A 21,494-nucleotide genomic window follows, 5' to 3' on the forward strand; every position below is an offset into this window, starting at 1 on the left:
GCATCCGCTCACTCCTCCACGAGCTCGGGGAGAGCGGCCTTGAGCTCGGCGATCCACGCGTTCGCGTTGCCGTCGGAGGGCGCGCGCCAGTCGCCGCGCGGTGAGAGCGAGCCCGCCGGCGACACCTTCGGTCCGTTGGGGATCGCCGAGCGCTTGAACTGCGCGAAGGCGAAGTAGCGCCGCAGGAAGACCTGCAGCCAGGTGGCGACCGTCGGCAGGTCATACGCGAAGCGGTCGTCGGCGGGGAAGCCGGGAGGCCAGGCTCCGGCATCCTTGTCGCCCCACGCGTTCGCGGCGAGGTACGCGATCTTCGACGGGCGGAAGCCGAAGCGGAGCACGTGGTACAGGGCGAAGTCGTGCAGCGCGTAGGGTCCGATGCGGTCCTCGGTGGACTGCATCTTGCCGTCCTGCCCGGCGGGCACGAGCTCGGGGCTGATCTCGGTGTCGAGCACCGACTGCAGCACGCGCTTGGCGTCGGCCGACAGATCCGTCGAGCCTTCGCCCTCGTGGGAGATCACCCAGCGGATCACGTGCTGGATGAGGGTCTTGGGCACGCCCGCGTTCACGGCGTAGTGGCTCATGTGGTCGCCGACGCCGTACGTCGCCCAGCCCAGGGCGAGTTCGGACAGGTCGGACGTGCCGATCACCATGCCGCCGTGGTGGTTCGCGAGGCGGAACAGGTAGTCGGTGCGCAGGCCCGCCTGCACGTTCTCGAAAGTGATGTCGTGCACCGGCTCGCCGTCGGCGAACGGGTGGTCGAGGCGCTCGAGCATCTCGGTCGCGAGGGGCCGGATGTCGATCGTCTCGATCGAGGCGCCGACCGACTCGGCCAGGGCGATGGCGTTGGACTTGGTGTGGTCGCTCGTCGCGAAGCCCGGCATCGTGTACGCGAGGATGTCGCTGCGCGGCCGGCCCATGCGGTCCATCGCGCGCGCGACGACGAGCAGCGCGTGCGTCGAGTCGAGACCGCCGCTCACGCCGATGACGGGCTTCGGGCCGCCGATCGACTGCATGCGCTGCACGAGTCCGGACACCTGGATGTTGAAGGCCTCGTAGCAGTCCTGGGCCAGGCGCCCCGGGTCGTCGGGCACGAAGGGGAAGCGGTCGAGCGCGCGGCGCAGGCCGATGTCGGCGGCGGGCGGCTCGAGCAGGAAGTGCACGACGCGGAACTGCGGGTCGTAGGTGCGGCGGTTGTCGTCGAACGTGCCCTGGCGCAGGCGGTCCTGCCGCAGGCGGTCGAGGTCGACGTCGGCGACCGAGCGGCGCGGTCCGTCGGGGAAGCGCTCCGTCTCGTCCAGGAGGTTGCCGCCCTCGTAGATCATCGTCTGGCCGTCCCACGACACATCGTTCGTGGACTCGCCCATGCCGGCGGCGGCATATGCGTACGCGGCGAGGCAGCGCAGCGACTGCGACTGGCAGAGATCCTTGCGGTCCTCGGCGCGCGCGATGGTGATCGGGCTGCCGCTGAGATTGAGCAGCACGGTCGCCCCGGCCAGCGCTGCGCCGGCGGACGGCGGGATCGGGACCCACACGTCCTCGCACACCTCGGCGTGGACGACGAGGCCCGGCACGTCGAGCGCCTCGAAGAGCAGATCGGGCCCGAACGGCGCCTCGAGCTCGCCGACGCGGATGTCGTCGCCCAGCTGGTCGTCGCCGGCGGCATACCAGCGCCGCTCGTAGAACTCGCGGTAGGTGGGCAGGTACGACTTGGGCGCGACGCCGAGCAGCTCGCCGCGGTGCATCACGACCGCGCAGTTGTAGAGGCGGTTGCGGTGGCGCAGCGGCGCGCCGACGACGAGCACCGGGAAGAGATCAGCGGATGCCTCGACCAGCCGCTCGATCGCGGCTTCGACGGCGTCGAGCACGGCATCCTGCATCACCAGGTCTTCGATGGAGTAGCCGGTGAGGCACAGCTCCGGGAACAGGGCGACGGCGACCGCCTCGGCGTCGCACTCGCGCGCGGTGGCGAGCACCGCACCGGCGTTGGCTGCCGGGTCGGCGATCGTGATCGGGATGGTGCAGGCCGCGATGCGCGCGAACCCGTGCCGGTAGGCGCTCTCGAAGGGGAGGCTCATCCCCTCAGTCTGGCAGGGCGGCCCCGATCCGGGCGAGGGCTTGCGCTCCGGCGACGCGTTTCGTCTCGGTCGCTCCGCGCCCGCGCTCAACGACCGGAACCATCGGTCGTCGAGCGAGCGAGGCGCCGGGTCGTCGAGCGAGCGAGGCCCCGAGTCGTTGAGCGAGCGAAGCGAGACGAAACGCGTTGCCCCACCGTTGAGCGTCCAGGACACGCCGCCCGGCCGGGTCCGGGCGCGGCGTGTCCTGGACTCTCAACGGGGGGTGGGTGGGGCGGGGAAGGGCTGTCGGATGCCGCGGCTAGGGTCGTGGAGGAGAAGGGCAGGAATGCGATACATCGAAGACGAGGGCCGGATCGTCTGGAGCGCGAGCGACCTCAAGGCCGCGGCCGAGTGCGAGTTCTCGTGGCTGCGTGCGATCGACGCCCGGCTGGGGCGTGTGGCGGCGGTCGAAGAGCCCGAAGACCTCACCCTGGTGCGCGCCGGGCGCCTGGGCACGGTGCACGAGCGTCGCGTGCTCGCCGAGTACGTCGAGCGCTTCGGCGACGGGGTCGTCGAGATCCCGGAGGCACGTTCCTCCGACGCCGCGGCCCTCTCTGAGGTGGTCGCCCTGACCGATGCGGCGCTGGCGTCCGACGCCGACGTCGTCTACCAGGCGGCGTTCGCGACGTCCGACTTCGTGGGGTTCGCCGACTTCCTCGTGCGCGACGCCGACGGCCGGTGGGTCGTGCAGGACACCAAGCTCGCGCGGCACGCCCGGGTGACGGCGCTCATGCAGCTCGCGGCGTACGTCGACCAGCTCGACCGGCTCGGCGTTGCCCGGTCCGATCGCGTCGAGCTGCTGCTCGGCGACGGCAGCGTCAGCGAGCACGAGGTCGACGACCTCCTTCCGGTCTTCCGCCTGCGTCGCGAGCGCCTTGCAGCCCTCATCGCCGACCGGCGGCTCGATCTCGGCGGGGCCGGCGAGGCGATCGCGTGGGGCGACCCGCGGGGCGAGCTCGACGTCGTCGCGTGCGGCCGGTGCGCGACGTGCGACGCCGAGGTCGTGGCATCCCGCGACCTCCTCCTCGTCGCCGGCATGCGCCCCGTCCAGCGGCAGCGACTGCGCTCGGCGGGCGTGCGCACCATCGAAGAGCTCGCGATGGCCTCGCGGGGTCCGGTCGGGATGAACCCTGACACATTCGGGATGCTGCGCACCCAGGCGCGGCTGCAGCTCGACAGTCCCGCCGGGACGCCCCCGCTCGTCGCTGCGCCGTCGGACCACTCCGCCGCGCCGCCCCTGCCGACGTTCGAGGTCGTCGCGCCGACCGCTCTCGGCGCCCTGCCGCGCCCCGATCACGGCGATCTGTTCTTCGACTTCGAGGGCGATCCGCTGCACACCGAGGCGCCGCAGCCGGGCCGCGAGGGCGAGCTCACCCAGTGGGGCATCGACTACCTGTTCGGGTGGGTCGACGAGCGCGAGCAGTACAGCGCGCTGTGGGCTCACACGTTCGCCGATGAGAAGCGCGCGCTCGAGACCTTCCTCGACATCGTCAACCTGAGGCGACTGCAGCATCCCGGCATGCACATCTACCACTACGCGCCGTACGAGCCCTCGCACCTGCTCGCGATGGCCGCGCGCCACGGCGTTCGCGAGGCCGATGTCGACCGGCTGCTGCGCGACGGCATCTTCGTCGACCTCTATCCGATCGTCCGCCGCGCTCTGAGGGTGGGTTCGCGCTCGTACTCGATCAAGAAGCTCGAGCCGCTCTACATGGGCGACGAGGTGCGCACCAGCGACGTGCAGAAGGGCGACGACTCGATCGTCCGGTACGTCGAGGCGCGCGCGCTCGCCGCCGACGGCGACGAGCCGGCCGCGCAGCAGATCCTCGACGACCTCGCCGACTACAACCGCTACGACTGCGTGTCGACGCGCCGGCTCCGCGACTGGCTCGTCGACCGTGCGCGCGAGGCCGGGCTCCGGCCCTCGCCGAACGGCGAGCCCGACGAACGGGCGTACGAGCCGTCGCCCCGCGCGACCGCGCTCGATCGGCTCGCGCTCGAGCATCCGGTCGACTCCGCCGACGCGCAGGCGCTGCGGCTCGGGGCCGCGGCGATCGACTACTACCCGCGAGAGTCGAAGACGTTCTGGGCGACCCACTTCCTGCGCCTGCGCGAGCCCGTCTCGCTGTGGGAGGAGACCCGCGACGTCGCCGTGATCGATCCCGCCCGCTCGCGGGTGGTCGAGGACTGGCACTTCGCCGAGAGCGGTCGCGGCGGTGAGCGCCGCACGGTCGAGCTCCGCGGCGAGCTGGCGCCCGGCACCCGGCTGAGCGAGGGCGGTCAGCCGTTCGCGCTCTACGAGCTGCCCGCCCCCTACCCCTTCGAGGGCTCCCCGCGGTGGATCCACTCGTACCGGTCGGTGACGGTGCTCGAGGTGCTCGACGACGGCGCCCTCGTCGAGGAGACGGCGGTCGACGGCGTCACCTGGTCCCGGCTGCCCATCGCACTCACGCCGATGGCCCCGCCCTCCGCCGGCAATCAGCAGTCGGCGATCGACGCCTGGGCCGACGCCGTGATCGAGGCGGCCCCGTCGCTTCCCGGCGACCCGGCGACCGACATCCTCGCCCGCCGTCCACCGCGCACCCTCACCGGCGGTCTCCCCGCCTCGGCCGGTGACGACGTCGACGCGATCGTGCGGGCGGTCGCCGATCTCGACCACAGCTACCTCGCGGTGCAAGGACCCCCCGGAACGGGCAAGACCTACGTCGGCTCGCACGTCATCGCCCGGCTCGTGCGCGAGCGCGGGTTCAAGGTCGGAGTGGTCGCGCAGTCGCACGCCGTCGTCGAGAACATGCTCGAGCGGATCGTCTCGGCGGGCGTCCCGAAAGACCTCGTCGGCAAGGCGCCCAAGACGGAGCGCGAGGAGTACTGCTTCACCCCGCTGCGCAAGAACGGCATCGCGGAGTTCACCGCCGAGCGCGCAGAGTCCGGCTTCGTGGTCGGCGGCACGGCGTGGGACTTCAGCCATCAGGGCCGCATCCCGCGCGGCAGTCTCGACCTCCTGGTGATCGACGAGGCCGGGCAGTTCTCGCTCGCCTCGACCATCGCGGTGTCGCTCGCGTCGCCGCGCCTTCTGCTGCTCGGAGACCCGCAGCAGCTTCCCCAGGTGAGCCAGGGCACGCACCCCGAACCCGTCGACACGTCGGCGCTGGGCTGGGTGATGGACGGCGCCGACGTCGTCCTGCCCGAGTACGGCTACTTCCTGGCGCGCACATGGCGGATGCACCCCGCGGTGGCCTCGCCGGTGTCGCGGCTGTCGTATCGCGGCGAGCTCGCTGCGCACCCCTCCACCGCGCTGCGCACCCTCGATGGCATCGAGCCCGGCCTGCGTCCCCTTCCGGTCCGACACCGGGGGAACGCGACGCAGTCGCCCGAGGAGGCGGCCGTGGTCGTCGAGATCGTGCGCGGCCTGATCGGCCGAGCGTGGACCGACATCCGCGTGGACGACGACGGAACGACCACGCCGCTGCCGGCCCGGCCGCTGGAGCAGAGCGACATCATCGTGGTGACGCCCTACAACGCGCAGCAGGTCGCGGTCGAGGAGGCGCTGGCCGCCGCCGGATACGCCGCCATCCCGGTGGGCACCGTCGACCGCTTCCAAGGGCAGGAGGCCGCCGTTGCCATCGTGTCGCTCGCCGCGTCCTCGGGGCGCGACGCGCCGCGCGGGCTCGAGTTCCTGCTGCTGCGCAACCGGCTCAACGTCGCGATCTCCCGCGCCAAGCACACGGCATACCTGGTGCACTCGCCGGCGCTGCTCGACGATCTGCCCTATACGCCCGAGGGGGTCGCGCGTCTCAGCGGATTCGCCCGGCTGGTCGGCCGCGGCTGAGCCGCGCGTAGACTCGCGCACACAGCGACCCAGGAGGTGCGCATGGCCGAGGAAGCGCCCCGGCAGTTCGAGATCGACCTTCCGCCGGAGCACATCGGCGGGGCCTACGCCGACTTCGCCAACGTCTGGCACACGCCCACCGTGTTCGTGATGGATTTCCTCACCCTCGCGCAGCCCCCGCGCGAGCAGGTCGACGCCGAGACGGGCGAGCGGCACACGATCGTGCCCGCGCGCGTGGTGAGCCGGATCCGCATCCCTCCGGAGCAGGTCTTCGAGCTCGCGAAGGCCCTGACGCAGCAGCTGGAGTTCTGGGAGCAGGAGACCGGCAGGCGCAATCCGCAGGACCCCCTCCTCGACAGCTGATCCCTAGACAACCGGCGCGAGCATGTCAACCCCATCTCGGCGTCCCCTTCCCCCGCGTACGCTGACCTAGCGTCGCTTAGGCGCGGGTGCGGCATTCGTTCGGCGAGGGGCGGATGCCGCACTTTCTTTCGGGTATCACGCACTCCGCGCCACCCTCTCTCACGGGTGAGGGGGTGCGACATGGCCACGATCGCCCACGCCGCGACTGCAGCACAGCAGACGACTGCGGATGCTGCTCCCGCCGCGCGCCGTCGGGGGATCGTCTTCTGGATCAGGCGCTACCTGCCGGCCGAGATCGTCGGCACCGCCGCCATGCTCCTGGCGGGCCTCGGCGTCACGATCTGGACCGACAACGCGGCCGTCATCGCCCTGGCCGCCCTCGTCGGCGAGACCCTCGGCTTCTACCTCGTCCTGGCCGTCACCATCTACGTGGAGCAATCCCCGATCTCGCGCACCCGCCGGCTGGCCCTCGCCCGCACGGTGATGCTGCTGCTCGCCGAGTTCGGGATCGCCGAAGTTCTCGACACCCTGCTCGTCCGGCCCGCACTGCTGCTGGCGGGAGTCTGGCTGTTCGCCGATCCGCTGTGGGGCCTCCTCGCCGGCAAGGTGGTCGCCGACGTCGTCTTCTACGCGATCGCCGCCGGGGCATTCACGCTCACCGCTCGCACGGGCCTGCGCGACGGCTCCCGTGCCGAGGAGCCGGCCTCATGATCGACACCGAGACCCGCCCCGAGCGGCGCGCGGCGCGCACTCTCATCGAGAGGCGTCGGGCGGAGGCATCCGCGCTCCTCGCCACCGACGCCGCGCGGGCGGCGCTCGCCCTGCACGGCACACCGCTGCTGCTGCTCGACCCGGAGCGGGTCCGGCGGCAGTACCGGCGGCTGCGGGACGCCCTGCCCTTCGTGCGCTTCCACTACGCGGTCAAGGCCCTCGCACACGACGCGGTCATCGGCGCGCTCGACGACGTCGGCAGCGGGTTCGACATCGCGACCGGCGAGGAGCTCGACCTGCTCACGCGCCGCGGCATCGCTGCGGCGCGCATCATCCACACGCACCCCGTCAAGAAGCCTTCCGAGATCGTCGCCGCTCTCGCCGCGGGCGTCCGCACGTTCGTCGTCGACAACGAGGTCGAGCTCGCGAAGTTCTCCGACGCGCCGGCTGACGTGAGCCTGCTCGTTCGGCTCGCGTACCGCAGCCCGCACGCGAAGAGCGACCTGTCGAGCAAGTTCGGCGTGGGCCCGTTCGAGGCCGCGCGGCTGGTCGAGCAGGCGAAGCGACGCGGCTTGCGCATCGCCGGATTCAGCTTCCACGTCGGCAGTCAGCTCGACGATCCCGCCCGGTTCGCCGACGCCGTCAGTGAGACGCTCGCTCTGATGGACGACCTCGAGCGCCGGCTCCGGGTCCGCTTCGACACTCTCGACATCGGTGGGGGATTCCCGGTGGCGTACGACACGCCCAGCGCGACCGTCGAAGAGGTCGCGACCCGTCTGCGGCCGATCCTCGAGCCGCACGCCGGCCGACTCGACATCATCGCCGAACCCGGACGCGTGATGGTCGCCGAGGCGATGACGCTCGTCACGAGCGTGGTCGGTGTCGCCGAGCGCGGCGACGGACGCTGGTACTACCTGGACGACGGGGTCTACGGGTCGTACTCGAACGTGGTCGCGGAAGACGTCCACCCGCTCGTGTTCGCCGAGGAGGAGCTGCGTGACGGTCCGTCCAATGCAGCGAGCCACCGGTGGGCGACACTCGGCGGACCGACCTGCGACTCCTCCGACGTGATCGCCCGCGAGGTGCTGCTGCCCGAGCTCGCCGTCGGCGACCTGCTGGTGAGTCCGGCGATGGGCGCGTACACCGCCGTCACGGCGACGCGGTTCAACGGCCGGGCGCTCACCCCCATCGCGGTGATGGGCCGGGGGCTCACCACCGGCGAGGTGACCGCCGTCGCAGCATCCGATCGCCGCACCGTGAGCATCGTGTGACGGTCACGGGGGCCGACGGCCCTGCGTCAGACGGTTCCGTACAGCCGGTCTCCGGCGTCGCCGAGACCGGGCACGATATAGCCCTTCTCGTTCAGCCGCTCATCCATCGCGCCGAGCACGAGGGTCACGTCGCGGCCGTCGACCTGCTTCTCGATGGCCTTGACGCCCTCGGGGGCGCCGAGCAGGCAGATCGCGGTGACGTCCTGCGCGCCGCGGGCGAAAAGGAACTCGATCGCCGCGCCCAGAGAGCCGCCGGTGGCGAGCATCGGGTCGAGCACGAAGCACTGCCGGTCGCTGAGGTCGTCGGGCAGCCGCTCGGCGTAGGTCGAGGGCTCGAGCGTCTCCTCGTTGCGCACCATCCCGAGGAAGCCCACCTCGGCGGTCGGGATGAGCTTCACCATGCCCTCGAGCATGCCGAGCCCGGCGCGGAGGATCGGCACGACGAGCGGCCGGGGCTCGCTGATCTTCACGCCCGTGGTCGTCGTGACCGGGGTCTGGATCTCGAGCGGCGACACCCGCACGCTGCGGGTCGCCTCGTAGGCGAGGAGCGTCACGAGCTCCTCCGTCAGCTGGCGGAAGACCGGCGACGGAGTGCGCTGGTCGCGCAGCACCGTGAGCTTGTGGGTGATGAGGGGGTGGTCGGCGACGTGCAGGCGCATACGCCCAGGGTAGTGCGTGGCGGGCCGCGCACCCGCGGCGAGTTCGCGCACGACGCCGTCGGCCCTACGCTCGTGCTGTGACCTTCGACCCCGCCGACCTCGCCGCCATGGACCGGGCGCTCGCGCTTGCCGTCGCCGCGGGTGAAGCCGGCGACGTGCCGGTGGGGGCGGTGGTGACGGATGCCGCAGGCCGGGCCATCGGCGAAGGCCGCAACCTCCGCGAGGTCGAGCACGACCCCACGGCGCACGCGGAGGTGGTCGCGCTGCGCGCGGCCGCCGCCTCCCTCGGCTCGTGGAACCTCGAGGGCTGCACGCTGGTCGTGACCCTGGAGCCCTGCGTCATGTGCGCGGGAGCCGTGCTCCAGTCGCGCGTGTCGAGGCTGGTGTTCGGCGCCTGGGACGAGAAGGCGGGCGCCGCCGGATCGATGTACGACGTGGTGCGCGACCGCCGGCTGCCCTATCGCGCGGAGGTGGTCGCCGGGGTGCGTGAGGGCGAGGCATCCGCTCTCCTGCGCGCCTTCTTCGACGCGCGGCGCTGACCCCTGCGCCGGATGGGTCCTCAGGGCATCGTCTCGGCGAGGAAGTCGGTGATGAGGCTGGTCACCGCGGCGACGTCCCCCATGCTGTGATCCACCTCGTCGAGTTCCACGAGCGTCACGTCCCTGCCGGCCTCGGTCCACTGCGCGTTGAGGAACCGCGACCAGCCGATCGGCACAATGTCGTCGTGCGTGCCGTGGACGACGAGGAGCGGTGCCGTCATGCGGTCGACGAAGGTGAGGGCCGAGACATCGCTCCAGAACTCCGGGGACTCGTCGGGATCGCCGTGCGCACCCACGATCGCGTCGTAGAGCGGGGTGCCGGCCATGTAGTGTTTCACGTCCTCCCACGGTTCGACGTGCGAGGGGGCCAGAGCGGCCACGGCCCGGGCGGAGTCCGGTGCGACCACGGCCGCCTTGACGGCCACGGCACCGCCGAGGGAGTGCCCGACGAGGGCGACCCGGTCGGCGTCCACGAGCGGATCGGCGGCGGTCGCGAGGGCCGCGTTGACGACATCGAGGGTCGATCCGACGTCCATGTCCGTCTCCCACGCGGGGTCGTCGTCCGACTCGCCGTGATTGCGCAGGTCGGGTGCCACCACTGTGTACCCGCTTGCCACGAGATGATCGATCACGTCGTCGTACTCCGTCAGCCCCGAATACTGGTCGGGGTCGACGGCTCCGTGCACGAAGACGATGGCGGGGCTGTCCGCGGCGCCCGACGGCGGCCGGCGGATCACCGCTCGCACCTCCAGGCCGCCGCTCACGTACGACACGACGTCGGCGTGGTCGCCGTCGAAGTCCGTCGTCTCCTGCACGAGTTCGAAGACCGGATGCTCCGCCTCCGCCTCGATGATCGATCGCAGCGTCGACGGGGCCTGGGGGAGCGACACGTCGACCGGCGTGGGCGACGGTGAGGCGGCGGCGCAGCCGCACAGCGTCGCGGTGAGGAGCGTCATGATCGCGACGTGGAGCGGCCGCGCATGGATCCGGTCGGGCATGGTGCCACCCCGCAATCGATGACCGCAGGCTACTCCTGTCGAGCGGACGGCGACAGGCACCAGTGGTTGCGGGAATCCGGGGGTTCACGCACGGGTCATCCGGGGGTCTGCCCCCTGCCCGCGGGGGCGCCGCGTCCCTACCGTGACAGGCGTGACCCGCCTCATCGAACCCGTCAGGACCGCCCCCGTCGCCACGCCGGTCTCGCCCGCGAGCCGCCGCGTGGGATGGGCCTTCGTGCTGCTCACCGCGCTGGCGGTCGTGGCGTTCTCCGCCGTGCCGTACTTCACCGCGTCGCTGCGGGAGCTCGCCGGCGACGAGGTCGGACTCGCCCCGACGTACGCCGAGGCGCCGATGTTCGTGCAGGCCGCCTTCTACGTGCACATCGTCGGCGGCGCGACCGCGCTCGTCCTCGGCGCGCTGCAGTTCTGGCGCGGCCTGCGCGAGCGCGCGCCGCGAGTGCACCGCTTGACGGGCCGCGTGTACCTCGCCGGGGTCGCGGTCGGCGGTGTCGCGGGGCTCGTGATCGCCCCCTCGAGCCCGGCGGGGTACGTCGGATTCTTCGGATTCGGTGCGCTCGCCGTGCTGTGGCTGATCACGGGCTGGCGCGCCTACCGGGCGATCCGGCGTCGGGACGTGCCGAGTCACCAGGCGTGGATGATCCGCAACTACAGCCTCACGTACGCCGGGGTGACCCTGCGACTCTGGCTGCCGCTGCTGCTGCTCGCACCGCTGCTGCTCGGTCAGCCCTGGGAGTTCGATCCTGCGTTCGCGAACGCGTACGCGGCGGTGCCGTTCCTGTGCTGGCTGCCGAATCTCGTGGTGGCCGAGTGGATGGTGCGGCGTCGGGGACTGCCCTCGTACCGGCTGCCGATCACGCGGCGCTGACCTACCGCGGCAGGTGCGGCAGCACGTCCTGTCCGAGATACTCGACCTGCTCGACGTCCTGCAGGTCCATCAGCTGTAGATAGACGCGGTCGGCCCCGAGCGCGGCGAGCCGCTCCACCTTCGCGACGATCTCGTCGCGCGAGCCGACGATGTTCGTGTCGCCGCGAAGTTCGTCGACGGTGCGCCCGATGTTCGCCGCCCTCCGGTCGAGTTCCGGAGCGGATGCCGCGGCCAGCGTCGGCAGGGCAACCGACAGCTTGAGCGATCTCGGGTCGCGACCGACGCGCTCGCAGGCGGCGCGCACGCCGGCGAACCGCTCCGCGATCTCGTGCTCGGGCCGGAAACCGATGTTGAACTCCGTGGCGAAGCGCGCGGCGAGCTCGGGCGTGCGACGAGGACCGGCTCCGCCCACGATCACCGGGATGCGCTCCTGCACCGGACGGGGCAGGGGCGGAGCATCCGTCAACTCGTAGTGAGAGCCTGAGAAGGAGAATCGCTCCTCGGCGGGGGTGCCCCACAGGCCGGTGATGACGTGGAGCTGCTCTTCGAGCACGTCGAATCGCTTCGCGGGGAACGGGATGCCGTAGGCCCGGTGCTCCCGCTCGAACCAGCCCGTTCCGAGCCCGAGCTCGACGCGGCCGCCCGACATCGCGTCGACCTGCGCGACCTGGATGGCGAGGATGCCGGGCTGGCGGTAGGTGACCGACGACACGAGGGTTCCCAGCCGGATGCGGGATGTCTCGCGGGCGAGCCCTGCCAGGGTGGTCCAGGCGTCGGTCGGGCCTGGAAGCGGGTCGCCGTCGCCCATGTGCAGGTAGTGGTCGGAGCGGAAGAACCCGTCGAAGCCGAGTCGCTCGCCGGTGCGGGCGAACGCCAGCTGATCGTCGTACGTGGCGCCCTGCTGAGGCTCCGTGAAGAGGCAGTACTCCATCGCGTCAGTCGGCCGAGCGGATGACGAAGTCGGACGTCGGCGGCGCGGGGTCGTCGCCCGGGCGGTAGATGTCGGGCTCGAAGTAGATCACGCGCGCGGTCGGCACGGCCTCGCGCACGCGTGTCTCGATGCGATCGATGTCGGCGGCCACCGCCGCGAGCGGCTTGTCGGACGAGAACCCGAGCTTGGCCGCGACCAGGAGCTCGTCGGGGCCGAGGTAGAGCGTCTTGATGTGGATGAGCTTCTCGATCTCGGGGCCGTCCGTGATCGCGCTCACGATGCGGTCGTGGTCGGCGACCGTCGCACCCTCGCCGACGAGGAGGCTCTTGGTCTCGATGCCGAGGACGATCGCGATGACGATGAGGAGCGTGCCGATCATGAGCGTGCCGAGGGCGTCGAAGAGCGGGTTGTGCGTGACGGCGGTCATCCCCACGCCGAACAGGGCGAAGATCAGACCGATGAGGGCCCCGACGTCTTCGAGCAGGACCACGGGAAGCTCGGGGGCCTTCGAATGCCGCACGAACGACACCCATGACTGGCGGCGTCCGCGGATGTGGTTGCTCTCCTTGACCGCGGTGCGAAGCGAGAACGACTCCAGCACGATGGCGACCACGAGCACCACGATCGGCACCCAGTAGTTCGTGACTTCATGTGGATGCGTGAGCTTCTCGATGCCCTCGTAGATCGAGAACAGGCCGCCGACCGAGAACAGGATGATCGAGACGACGAAGGCGTAGACGTAGCGCTCGCGGCCGTACCCGAACGGGTGGTCGCGGTCGGCTGCGCGCTTGGCGCGCCGTCCGCCGAGCAGCAGGAGCAGCTGATTGCCCGAGTCGGCGACCGAGTGGATCGCCTCGGCGAGCATCGAGGCCGAACCCGAGATGAACCATGCGATGAATTTCGCCAGGGCGATGCCCATGTTCGCCAGGAACGCCGCGATGATCGCTTTGCCGCCGCCGGAAGCACTCATGCGACGAGTCTACGGATGCCGCGGCCGCTGGTCAGCGCGATCGCGATCGGATCAGTCGGCGGAGCGGATGATGATCGCCTCGGTCGGCGGCGCCGGGTGGGCCGATGGTCCGACGTATCCGATGACGGTGAGAAGCGCGTGCCGGAACTCGGCGGGCCGCTCGAGGTGCGGCGTGTGGCCGACGTCCTCGAGGGCGATCTCGGTGACGTCGCCACCGCCGGCCGAGTACCGCGCCAGGACGTCGCGCATCTGCGACACCATCTCCTGCGGCGGGGCGACCTCGTCGCCGGGCCATCCCGGCACGATGCCGAGCTTGCCGAGGTTGTTGAAGTCGTACAGCGACGCGTCCGAGACGATCGGGTCGAGGAGGCCGTGCACCCACAGCACCGGCGGCTTGTCGGCGAGGTCGGCGATGCCGGACACGTCGAAGTGCTTCGGCGCCATGGTGTTGAGCACGCCGATGGTGCCGGGGGCGAAGCCGGGCCAGTGCTCGCTCGGCGTGCTGTCGCCGGGATAGTTCCCGGTCGCCGTCGAGGTCGTGAGCATCGAGGCGACCCAGACGTCTTCGTGCTCGGTGACGAACCCGGGAGCGACGTAGCTCGAGCGGAACACGTTGCGCGGCGACGTGGCAGCCTCGTCGGACTCGTCGTGATCGATCAGCCGCTGGACGAAGTCGGGGTTCGCACCGCCGCCGCCGCAGCCCGCGTCATCGTCGGAGAGCCGCGAGCCGTCACGACGGGTGGCCCCGAAGCCGTAGGGCGAGACCGGAGACTCCAGGGTGAGGCTCAGCGCACCGTGGTCGAGCGCGTACTGCATCACGACGCCGCCGCCCATGGACCACCCGACCAGGTGCGCTCGGCGGATGCCGAGTGCCTCGAGCGTCGCGTGCACGTCATCGCTGAAGTCGCGGAGGCCGCGCGTCGCGTCGATCGGCGCGTGCTCGCTCCCGCCATACCCTCGGAGATCGATCGCGATCACGCGCAGATCGGAGGGCAGGTCCTGCATGAGCTCCTGCCAGAACAGCGACGACGAGACGTTGCCGTGGATGAGGACGACCGTGCGATCGGCGGGTGTCGCGTCGCTGTCGCCCGCACGCTCCAGGATGCTGACGTTCAGCCGCGGCGTCTCGATGACGCGCTGCGTGATGCCATCGAAGAGGGTCATGATCGGGTCCTCCGCTGTCGCGCCGGGGACGCCTCGCCCCCGCTGTCTCGACTATAGACCTGCCGAGCGTGAGGGTGAATGGACTCTCAGGTTGGTCACTCGTCCTGCGCCTCCTCGGCCGTCTGCCCGGTGTAGAAGAGGTAGGTGTTCGTCGCGGCGGCGGTCGCGGCATCCGGATCCGCTCCATCCGCGATCTGCGCCTTCGCCCAGCCGTCGGCCGCGGCGCGCGAGAATCGCTTGCCCTCGTCGCTCACCTGCCAGGCCTCGGCATCCTCCGGTGCGATGCGCTCGCCGGAGGTGAGGTGCAGTGCGAGGCCGAGGAGTCCCATGTCCCAGCCCACGCCGGTGGCGCCCGGGCCGTACATCTCCCAGAATCCCGGCGGCAGCCCCTCGGTCTGCGCGGTGTGCGTGAGCTCGAGTCGCGTGCTCTGGGCGTCGACCCGCGTCAGGCTGATCTCCAGCCAGGAGACGGCACCGCCGTACTCCCACGTCACCCGGTAGGAAGCCGAATCATCGTGCGGGGGAGTGCAGGCGAGCACCTCGCCGCCCGCGTTGCCGACCACCTGGTAGCGGCCGCCGAGGCGCAGGTCGCCCTCCACCGGAGCGAACCATCGCGCAATGCGCTCGCCGGTGGTCACGGCATCCCACACGTCGTCGAGCGGCGAGGGGTAGGTCTGCGCGAGCGACTGGACCCGCGCCTGCTCACCGTCCAGCTCGGTGGTGCGCAGAGTGCGGTCGACCGCCTCGATCTGGGCGTTGACGTCCATGTCAGGTCTCCTTGTCGTTTTCGGTGTCGGTGCTGCCGTTGTCGTTGGTGCCGGCGTCTGCTGCCGGTTCTTCGGGGTCGGCGGTCGGCGCGTCGGCCTCCAGCCGGCGTGCCCGCCTTCCGCGCGCGAGCTCGGTGCCGAGGGCGTCGAGCTTGGGCTGCCACATCCGCCGGAACGGATCGAACCAGCCGTCTGCGGCCTCGAGCGGCGCAGGGTCGATCGCGTACAGCCGCCGTGTGCCCTCGGGTCGCACGATGGCGAAGCCCGACTCCCGCAGCACGCGGAGGTGCTGCGAGACGGCGGGCTGCGAGATCCCGAATTCGCCCTGCACGATCTCACCCAGGTCGCCCGCGCTTCGCTCTCCGTCCGCCAGCAGTTCGAGCAGGCGCCGGCGAACCGGATCGCCGAGGACATCGAGTGCGTGCATAGGGTGATGATTGCATCGTGACTTATATAAGTCAAGACTGAAGAAGATCGGATGCCGCGCCCGCGCGCTCGTAGGATGGCGCCATGACCGACACCCCTGCCCTTCCCCCGATCGCGATCCTCGGCGCCGGCTCGATGGGCGGTGCGATCCTGCACGGCCTCGTCCGCTCCGGTCTCGCGGCGGGCGGGGTCACCGCCACCAACCGCAGCGCCGCGAAGGCCGCCGAGCTCGAGGGCCTCGCCGGGGTGACGAGCATCGCCCTGGAGTCTCAGCCGACCGGGAACACGGATGCCGCAGCTGCCGCCGACATCGTGCTCGTCGGGGTCAAGCCGGCCATGGTGCCCGACCTGGTGCGCGAGATCGCGCCGGCGCTGCGCCCGGGGACGATCGTGGTGAGCCTCGCGGCCGGCGTCACCGTAGCGACGTTCGAGTCGCTCCTGGGCGACGACATCGCGGTGCTGCGCTCGATGCCCAACACCCCGTCGCTCGTGGGCCGCGGCGTGACGGGGCTGGCCGCCGGCACGCACGCCGACGGCGCCGCCGTGGCGGTCGTGCGCCGGCTGTTCGAGACCGTGGGCACCGTGATCGAGGTGGTGGAGTCGCAGATCGATGCGCTCTCGACCATCTCCGGCTCCGGTCCGGCGTACTTCTTCCTCGTCGTCGAGGAGTTCACGAAGGCAGCGATCGGCAAGGGGTTCTCCGAGCCGGACGCCCGGCTCATGGCCGAGCAGACATTCATCGGCGCCGCGGCGCTGCTCGAGGCATCCGGCGACGACCCTGCTGAGCTGCGTCGCCGCGTGACCAGCCCGAAGGGCACGACCGAGCGCGCGGTTGCGGTGCTGCAGGACGCCCGGCTCGATGACGTCTTCGCCCGCGCGACCGACGCCGCGCTCGAGCGCGCGAAGGAACTCGCCGCCGGCGCTTAGTCCCCGCTCTTCTCGGCCTGGTCCATCCACCACTCCGTGAACGACTCCGCCCGCTCGAGGTCGTCGGCGAGCTCGACCATCCACAGGTTGCTGTAGACGGTGCCGGGGTCGTAGCGCGTCACGCCGCTGTAGAAGAACGTGCGCCCGTCGACCCCTGCGACGTCACCCTCGAAGGTGAAGGTGCCGGGTTCGTCGCGCCGTTCCAGCCAGGAGGCGACGATCGCGTCGGCGCCCTCGATGGGTCGTCGCCACGGCTCGTAGGCGTACCGTGCGCCCGGTGTGAACAGTGCGCGGATGTCGACCTCGTCGTTGCTGTTCCACGCGCGTACGTAGCGGTCGATCCAGCGGCGGGCCGCGGCATCCGCTTCAGCTCTTTCGATCATCACCCGAGTCTCGTCCCGGGCTGCGACATCCGCTAGCGGTCGAGGGCGGCGAAGCGCTCGATGTCGGAGTTCGTGCCCGACACGATGATGAGGTCGTGATTCGTCACGACCGTGTTCGCCTCGGCGTAGCGGAACGGCTTGCCGGGGCTCTTCACGCCGACGACGGTCACGTTGTACTTGGTGCGCACGCCCGACTCGTTGAGTCCCACTCCGCGGATGAACTTCGGCGGGTACATCTTCGCGAGCACGAAGTCGTCGTCGAAGCGGATGAAGTCGAGCATGCGGCCGCTCACGAGGTGGGCGACGCGCTCGCCGGCCTCGCGCTCGGGGTAGATCACGTGGTTGGCGCCGACGCGGGCGAGGATCTTGCCGTGCGACTGCGAGACCGCCTTCGCCCAGATCTGCGGGACCTTGAGGTCGACGAGGCTGGCGGTGATGAGGACGGATGCCTCGATCGACGACCCGACCGCGACGACGGCGACCTGGAAGTCCTGCGCGCCGATCTGCTTGAGCGCGTCGATGTTGCGGGCATCGGCCTGGACCGTGTGCGTCACGCGCTCTGACCACTTCTGGACGAGCTCGAGGTTCTCGTCGATGGCGAGGACCTCGCGGTCGAGCCGGTCGAGCTCGCCGGCGCAGGCGGCGCCGAACCGTCCGAGTCCGATCACCAGAACCGGTGCGTCGCTCCTGATGCGCTCAACCAACGATCGGCCTTTCCACCGGCAGCGAGTACAGCTGCGAACGGGATGTCGCGGCCACCGCCGCGGCGAGTGTCACTGTACCAATTCGCCCCATGAAGATCGTCAGGGCCATGACGTACACCGCCGGGTCGCTGAGCTCTGCGGTGAGACCGGTCGAGAGGCCCACCGTGGCGAACCCGGAGATCACGTCGAACAGGACGTTCGAGACCGGCGCCTGACTGATCTGCGCGATCGTGATGGTCGACAGCGCGACGATGGTGGCGCCCCACGCGACGACCGAGAGGCCGACGCGCTGCACGTCGCTCGGGATGCGGCGGCCGAACGCCTCGACGGACTGGCGACCCTTCGCCTCGGACCACACCGCGAGGGCGAGCACGGCCAGCGTCGTCACCTTGATGCCGCCGGCGGTCGACGCCGAGCCGCCGCCGACGAACATGAGCATGCAGCCCACGATGACCGACGAGCCGTACAGATCGCCGATGTCGACGACGGCGAACCCGCCGGAGCGGGTCATCGCCGAGAGGAAGAACGCCTGGAACGTGGTGTCCCACGCGTCCATCGAGCCGAAGGTCTTCGGGTTGCTGTACTCGAGCGCGAGGAAGGCCCCCGCGCCCGCGAAGAACAGCAGGACCGTCGTGATGATCGTGAGCTTGGTGTGCAGCGGCCAGCGGCGCACGTGCCAGTAGTTCTTCCACAGCGCGTAGATGACGGGGAAGCCGATGCTGCCGAGGAAGACGCCCGCCATGAGCACCGTGAGGAGGAAGTAGTCGTCGGCGAACGGGGCGATGCCGCCGGGGTTCGGCGTGAAGCCGGTGTTGGTGAAGGCCATCGCCGCGTAGAACGGCGCCTCCCACAGGGCCTCCAGGGGGCGGATGCCCGCGAAGACCAGGGAGGGGTAGAGCGCGATGGCGACGAGGGCTTCGATGAGCAGGGTCGACAGGGCGACGGTGCGCAGCAGCGTGCCGACCTCGCCCAGTCGCACGGTCTGCCCCTCGTTGACCGGTCCGCCGTGCGAGCGCAGCGGGTTCGAGTCGCTCGCGGCGATGAGCTTGGCGCGCAGGCCGAGCCGCTTCGAGATCACGAGGCCGAGGATCGACGCGAGCGTCAGCACGCCCATTCCGCCGATGTTGACGCCGATGAAGATGAAGACCTTGCCCAGCGGCGAGAACGTCGTGGCGATGTCGACGGTCGTGAGTCCGGTCACGCAGATGGTCGACACGGCTGTGAACAGCGCATCGGCCAGGGGCAGGCGGCGACCGTCGGCGTTGGCCGCGGGCAGCGACAGCAGGGCGGTGAACAGCAGGATGAGCGAGGCGAACACCAGCACCGCGAAGCGCGCGGGGGAGGACGTCGTGAGATTCCGCAGACGGTCCCACGCGGCCTTCAGCGCCGACGTGGCGCGGCGCACGAGCGACCCAGCCGGGTCAGTCGCCATGTCGCCCCCTTCGCCACGAGACTCCCGTCATGGTACTCCGCGGGGCTCTTGACTAATCTGAGCACATGGCGGACATCTTCGACGTGATCGCGGACGGCACACGTCGCGACATCCTGCGACTCCTGCTCGACCGTGCCGCCGCGGGGGAGCGGGGCACGAGCGTCTCGCACATCGTGCACGAGCTCGGGGCGAGTCAGCCGACGGTGTCGAAGCACCTCAAGGTGCTTCGCGAGGCGCACCTGGTCTCGGTGCGCGAGGAGGGGCAGCACCGCTACTACAGCCTGTCGGCCGAGCCGCTCGACGAGGTCGACGACTGGCTCGTGCCGTTCCTGGGCGACGAGGACGCGCCGCAGTACGCCGGCTCGCTGCCCGACTCCGCAGCTCATGCCGCCGACGTGGTGGGCCGGGCCGCGGCATCCGCCAAGTACGCGATCGAGAATGCCCTGAAGAAGCTCCCCGGTCGCTGACCCCCTTACCCTCTTCCTCACCCGACCCGCAGGGACGGAACCCCGCCGACGCGAGAGCGGAGGCGTGTCAGGCCGGCGAAGCTGGCATCGGGTCTGGCGGGAGGCGACCGACGAAGGAGGCCGCCGGGGGCATGCTTCGCCGGCCTGACACGCCGTAGCGCACCCCAGCCTCAGCGCGCTCCGGCCTTGCGACGGAACAACCAGGCGCCCCAAGCGAACGAGACCACGAGGATCGCGACGCACCAGCCGATGCCCCACCAGGCTTGTCCGTTCATCGGGGTGCCCATGAGGAGGCCGCGGATGGTCTCGATGATCGGCGTGACCGGCTGGTTCTCGGCCACCCACTGCAACCACTGCGGCATCGTGTCCACGGGCACGAACGCGCTCGACAGGTATGGCAGGAACAGGATGATGAAGCCGTAGGCGTTCGCCCCTTCCGGGCTCTTCGATGCGAGGCCGAGGGCGGCGAACAGATAGGTGATGGCGAGGATCCACAGCGCGATCATCCCGAGTGCGCCCATCCAGCCCCACGCGCCGGCGGTCGGGCGGAAGCCCACGAGCAGTGCGACGCAGACCACGAGGCCCGTGGCCACGAGGTTGCGGAGGAGGCTCGCCACGACGTGTCCGGTGAGCACCGCGCTCGCCCTGACGGGCATCGTCCGGAAGCGGTCGATGATGCCCGCCTTCATGTCGCTCGCGACATAGACCGCTGTGCTGGATGCCCCGAACCCGGCGCACAGCAGGATGATCCCAGGCACCACGTAGTCGACGTAGCCGCCGGTCGGATCGATCGCCCCGCCGAACACGTAGGTGAACAGCAGCATCAGCAGGACCGGGAGCATGATCGCCATCAGCAGCGACTCGCCGTCGCGCAGCGAGTGCCGGAGACTCCGGCCGACGAACACGCTCTCCGCGACGAGTCCGCCGATGCGGGGGCGCAGCGCGGGCGCCTCGGGGGCGATGGTCAGGGTGGTCATGCGATCTCCTTTTCGGCAGCCGCCGTGCGGCGGGCTTCGGGCGAGGTGAGGGCGAGGAACACGTCGTCGAGGCTCGGACGCCGCAGGGTGACGACGCCTTCGGCGCCGGCTTCGTCGAGGACGTCGAGCGCGCGACGCAGGTCGGAGACGCTGCCGTCGGTCGGGACCTCCCGCAGAAGGTCGCCGTGGGCGTCGTGCAGTTCGACGGTGTCGCCGCCGACGCGCGACTTGAGCTGCGCGGCGGTCCCGGTCGCGACCACGCGGCCCCCGTCGAGGACGGCGATGCGGTCGGCGAGCTGGTCGGCCTCCTCGAGGTACTGCGTCGTGAGGAAGACCGTCGTCCCTGCGGCGGCGAGCGTTCGGATGACGTCCCACAGCTCGCGCCGGCTGCGCGTGTCGAGACCTGTGGTGGGCTCGTCGAGGAACAGCACCTCCGGAGTGACGACGAAGCTCAGAGCGAGGTCGAGGCGGCGCCGCATGCCGCCGGAGTAGGCGCCGACGCGCTTGGATGCGGCATCCGACAGCTCGAAGCGCTCGAGCAGTTCGGCGGCCCGCGCTCGCGCCGCGCGCGGTGACAGACCGGACAGCCGGCCGAGCATCGTGACGTTCTCGATGCCGGTCAGCACGTCATCCACGGCGGTGGACTGACCTGTCAGGCTGATGCGCCGCTTGACGCCGTCGGGATCGGCGGCGACGTCGACGCCGGCCACCGTCACCGTTCCGGCGTCGGGACGAGTGAGCGTCGTCAGGACGTTGATCGTCGTGGTCTTGCCGGCTCCGTTCGGGCCGAGCAGCGCGAACACCTCCCCGCGATGCACGGCGAGGTCGAGGCCGCCGAGGACGACCTGTGTGCCGAAGGCCTTGCGGAGTCCGCGGACGTCGATGGCCGGTGGAGTGCTGTCGTGTGCCATGAGGATCCCTTCACTGTGTATGGGGCAGAGTGTTGTGTATGACCGAAACTGTTTATGACCGTACC

Annotated in this window: 21 protein-coding genes; 8 read left to right on the forward strand and 13 right to left on the reverse strand. The window is 70.7% G+C overall.

Going from position 1 to position 21,494, the window contains the following annotated elements; genetic code table 11:
• Positions 1-8: 8 nt before the first annotated feature.
• Positions 9-2,075 carry an NAD(+) synthase gene (locus JX005_RS00525; RefSeq protein WP_214465404.1) on the reverse strand — a complete coding sequence of 689 codons (2,067 nt, stop codon included), beginning with the start codon at positions 2,073-2,075 and terminating at the stop codon, positions 9-11.
• 325 nt (positions 2,076-2,400) lie between these two features.
• Here JX005_RS00525 and JX005_RS00530 point away from each other — a divergent pair, with 325 nt between their 5' ends.
• The 4 genes from JX005_RS00530 (at position 2,401) to JX005_RS00545 (ending at position 8,288) form a co-directional block, all read left to right on the forward strand.
• The gene (locus JX005_RS00530; protein ID WP_214465406.1) at positions 2,401-5,943 is read left to right on the forward strand and encodes a TM0106 family RecB-like putative nuclease; all 3,543 of its coding nucleotides are present in this window, start codon (positions 2,401-2,403) and stop codon (positions 5,941-5,943) included.
• 42 nt (positions 5,944-5,985) lie between these two features.
• A complete protein-coding gene (locus tag JX005_RS00535) occupies positions 5,986-6,306 on the forward strand; it encodes a DUF3467 domain-containing protein (RefSeq protein WP_214465408.1) in 321 nt (106 codons plus the stop codon).
• A gap of 180 nt (positions 6,307-6,486) precedes the next feature.
• Positions 6,487-7,017, forward strand: coding sequence for a hypothetical protein (locus JX005_RS00540; RefSeq protein ID WP_214465410.1), 531 nt, complete (start codon positions 6,487-6,489; stop codon positions 7,015-7,017).
• Positions 7,014-8,288 (forward strand): type III PLP-dependent enzyme, encoded by a 1,275-nt coding sequence (locus JX005_RS00545; protein WP_214465412.1) that lies wholly within the window; start codon positions 7,014-7,016, stop codon positions 8,286-8,288. Before JX005_RS00540 ends, JX005_RS00545 begins: the two co-directional genes overlap by 4 nt.
• A gap of 26 nt (positions 8,289-8,314) precedes the next feature.
• Here the strand turns inward: JX005_RS00545 and upp are convergent, their stop codons facing one another.
• Entirely contained in the window at positions 8,315-8,947 is a 633-nt protein-coding gene (gene upp / locus JX005_RS00550; RefSeq protein WP_214465414.1) for a uracil phosphoribosyltransferase, read from the reverse strand.
• A 107-nt stretch (positions 8,948-9,054) separates the two neighbouring features.
• Here upp and JX005_RS00555 point away from each other — a divergent pair, with 107 nt between their 5' ends.
• On the forward strand, positions 9,055-9,486 hold the full coding sequence (locus JX005_RS00555; RefSeq protein WP_214466033.1) for a nucleoside deaminase: 432 nt from the start codon (positions 9,055-9,057) through the stop codon (positions 9,484-9,486).
• Positions 9,487-9,506: 20 nt separating this feature from the next.
• On the opposite strand, the gene JX005_RS00560 is transcribed toward JX005_RS00555, so the two are convergent.
• A complete protein-coding gene (locus tag JX005_RS00560) occupies positions 9,507-10,484 on the reverse strand; it encodes an alpha/beta hydrolase family protein (RefSeq protein ID WP_214465416.1) in 978 nt (325 codons plus the stop codon).
• A 151-nt stretch (positions 10,485-10,635) separates the two neighbouring features.
• Here JX005_RS00560 and JX005_RS00565 point away from each other — a divergent pair, with 151 nt between their 5' ends.
• Entirely contained in the window at positions 10,636-11,370 is a 735-nt protein-coding gene (locus JX005_RS00565) for a DUF2306 domain-containing protein (RefSeq protein WP_214465418.1), read from the forward strand.
• A gap of 1 nt (position 11,371) precedes the next feature.
• On the opposite strand, the gene JX005_RS00570 is transcribed toward JX005_RS00565, so the two are convergent.
• From JX005_RS00570 to JX005_RS00590, 5 genes are all read right to left on the reverse strand, one after another.
• Positions 11,372-12,301, reverse strand: a complete 930-nt coding sequence (locus JX005_RS00570; protein WP_214465419.1) for an LLM class F420-dependent oxidoreductase — start codon at positions 12,299-12,301, stop codon at positions 11,372-11,374.
• 4 nt (positions 12,302-12,305) lie between these two features.
• Positions 12,306-13,271 (reverse strand): cation diffusion facilitator family transporter, encoded by a 966-nt coding sequence (locus JX005_RS00575; protein WP_214465420.1) that lies wholly within the window; start codon positions 13,269-13,271, stop codon positions 12,306-12,308.
• Positions 13,272-13,322: 51 nt separating this feature from the next.
• Positions 13,323-14,435 (reverse strand): alpha/beta hydrolase, encoded by a 1,113-nt coding sequence (locus JX005_RS00580; RefSeq protein ID WP_214465421.1) that lies wholly within the window; start codon positions 14,433-14,435, stop codon positions 13,323-13,325.
• Positions 14,436-14,530: 95 nt separating this feature from the next.
• Positions 14,531-15,202, reverse strand: a complete 672-nt coding sequence (locus tag JX005_RS00585) for an SRPBCC family protein (RefSeq protein ID WP_214465422.1) — start codon at positions 15,200-15,202, stop codon at positions 14,531-14,533.
• Position 15,203: 1 nt separating this feature from the next.
• On the reverse strand, positions 15,204-15,629 hold the full coding sequence (locus tag JX005_RS00590) for an ArsR/SmtB family transcription factor (RefSeq protein WP_214465423.1): 426 nt from the start codon (positions 15,627-15,629) through the stop codon (positions 15,204-15,206).
• 83 nt (positions 15,630-15,712) lie between these two features.
• On the opposite strand from JX005_RS00590, the gene proC reads away from it, so the two are divergent.
• Positions 15,713-16,555, forward strand: a complete 843-nt coding sequence (proC, locus tag JX005_RS00595; RefSeq protein WP_214465424.1) for a pyrroline-5-carboxylate reductase — start codon at positions 15,713-15,715, stop codon at positions 16,553-16,555.
• Here the strand turns inward: proC and JX005_RS00600 are convergent.
• Genes JX005_RS00600 through JX005_RS00610 form a run of 3 tightly spaced genes read right to left on the reverse strand, consistent with a single transcriptional unit; the run spans position 16,552 to position 19,074 of the window.
• The gene (locus JX005_RS00600; protein WP_214465426.1) at positions 16,552-16,938 is read right to left on the reverse strand and encodes a nuclear transport factor 2 family protein; all 387 of its coding nucleotides are present in this window, start codon (positions 16,936-16,938) and stop codon (positions 16,552-16,554) included. The genes proC and JX005_RS00600 overlap by 4 nt on opposite strands.
• Before the next feature lie 32 nt (positions 16,939-16,970).
• The gene (locus tag JX005_RS00605) at positions 16,971-17,642 is read right to left on the reverse strand and encodes a potassium channel family protein (protein WP_214465429.1); all 672 of its coding nucleotides are present in this window, start codon (positions 17,640-17,642) and stop codon (positions 16,971-16,973) included.
• Positions 17,635-19,074, reverse strand: coding sequence for a TrkH family potassium uptake protein (locus JX005_RS00610; protein ID WP_214465431.1), 1,440 nt, complete (start codon positions 19,072-19,074; stop codon positions 17,635-17,637). The genes JX005_RS00605 and JX005_RS00610 overlap by 8 nt, the downstream gene beginning before the upstream one ends.
• A 65-nt stretch (positions 19,075-19,139) precedes the next feature.
• Between JX005_RS00610 and JX005_RS00615 the strand changes: the two genes are divergently transcribed.
• Positions 19,140-19,541: an ArsR/SmtB family transcription factor gene (locus JX005_RS00615; RefSeq protein WP_214465432.1), complete on the forward strand. Its 402-nt coding sequence runs from the start codon at positions 19,140-19,142 to the stop codon at positions 19,539-19,541.
• 170 nt (positions 19,542-19,711) lie between these two features.
• Here the strand turns inward: JX005_RS00615 and JX005_RS00620 are convergent, their stop codons facing one another.
• Together JX005_RS00620 and JX005_RS00625 are read right to left on the reverse strand one after the other, a co-directional pair.
• A complete protein-coding gene (locus JX005_RS00620) occupies positions 19,712-20,518 on the reverse strand; it encodes an ABC transporter permease (RefSeq protein WP_214465434.1) in 807 nt (268 codons plus the stop codon).
• Complete coding sequence (locus JX005_RS00625; protein ID WP_214465435.1) at positions 20,515-21,429, reverse strand: ATP-binding cassette domain-containing protein; 915 nt, start codon at positions 21,427-21,429, stop codon at positions 20,515-20,517. The genes JX005_RS00620 and JX005_RS00625 overlap by 4 nt, the downstream gene beginning before the upstream one ends.
• Between the last annotated feature and the right edge of the window lie 65 nt (positions 21,430-21,494).

The organism is Microbacterium flavescens, from assembly GCF_018588945.1.
Taxonomy (GTDB): domain Bacteria; phylum Actinomycetota; class Actinomycetes; order Actinomycetales; family Microbacteriaceae; genus Microbacterium; species Microbacterium flavescens.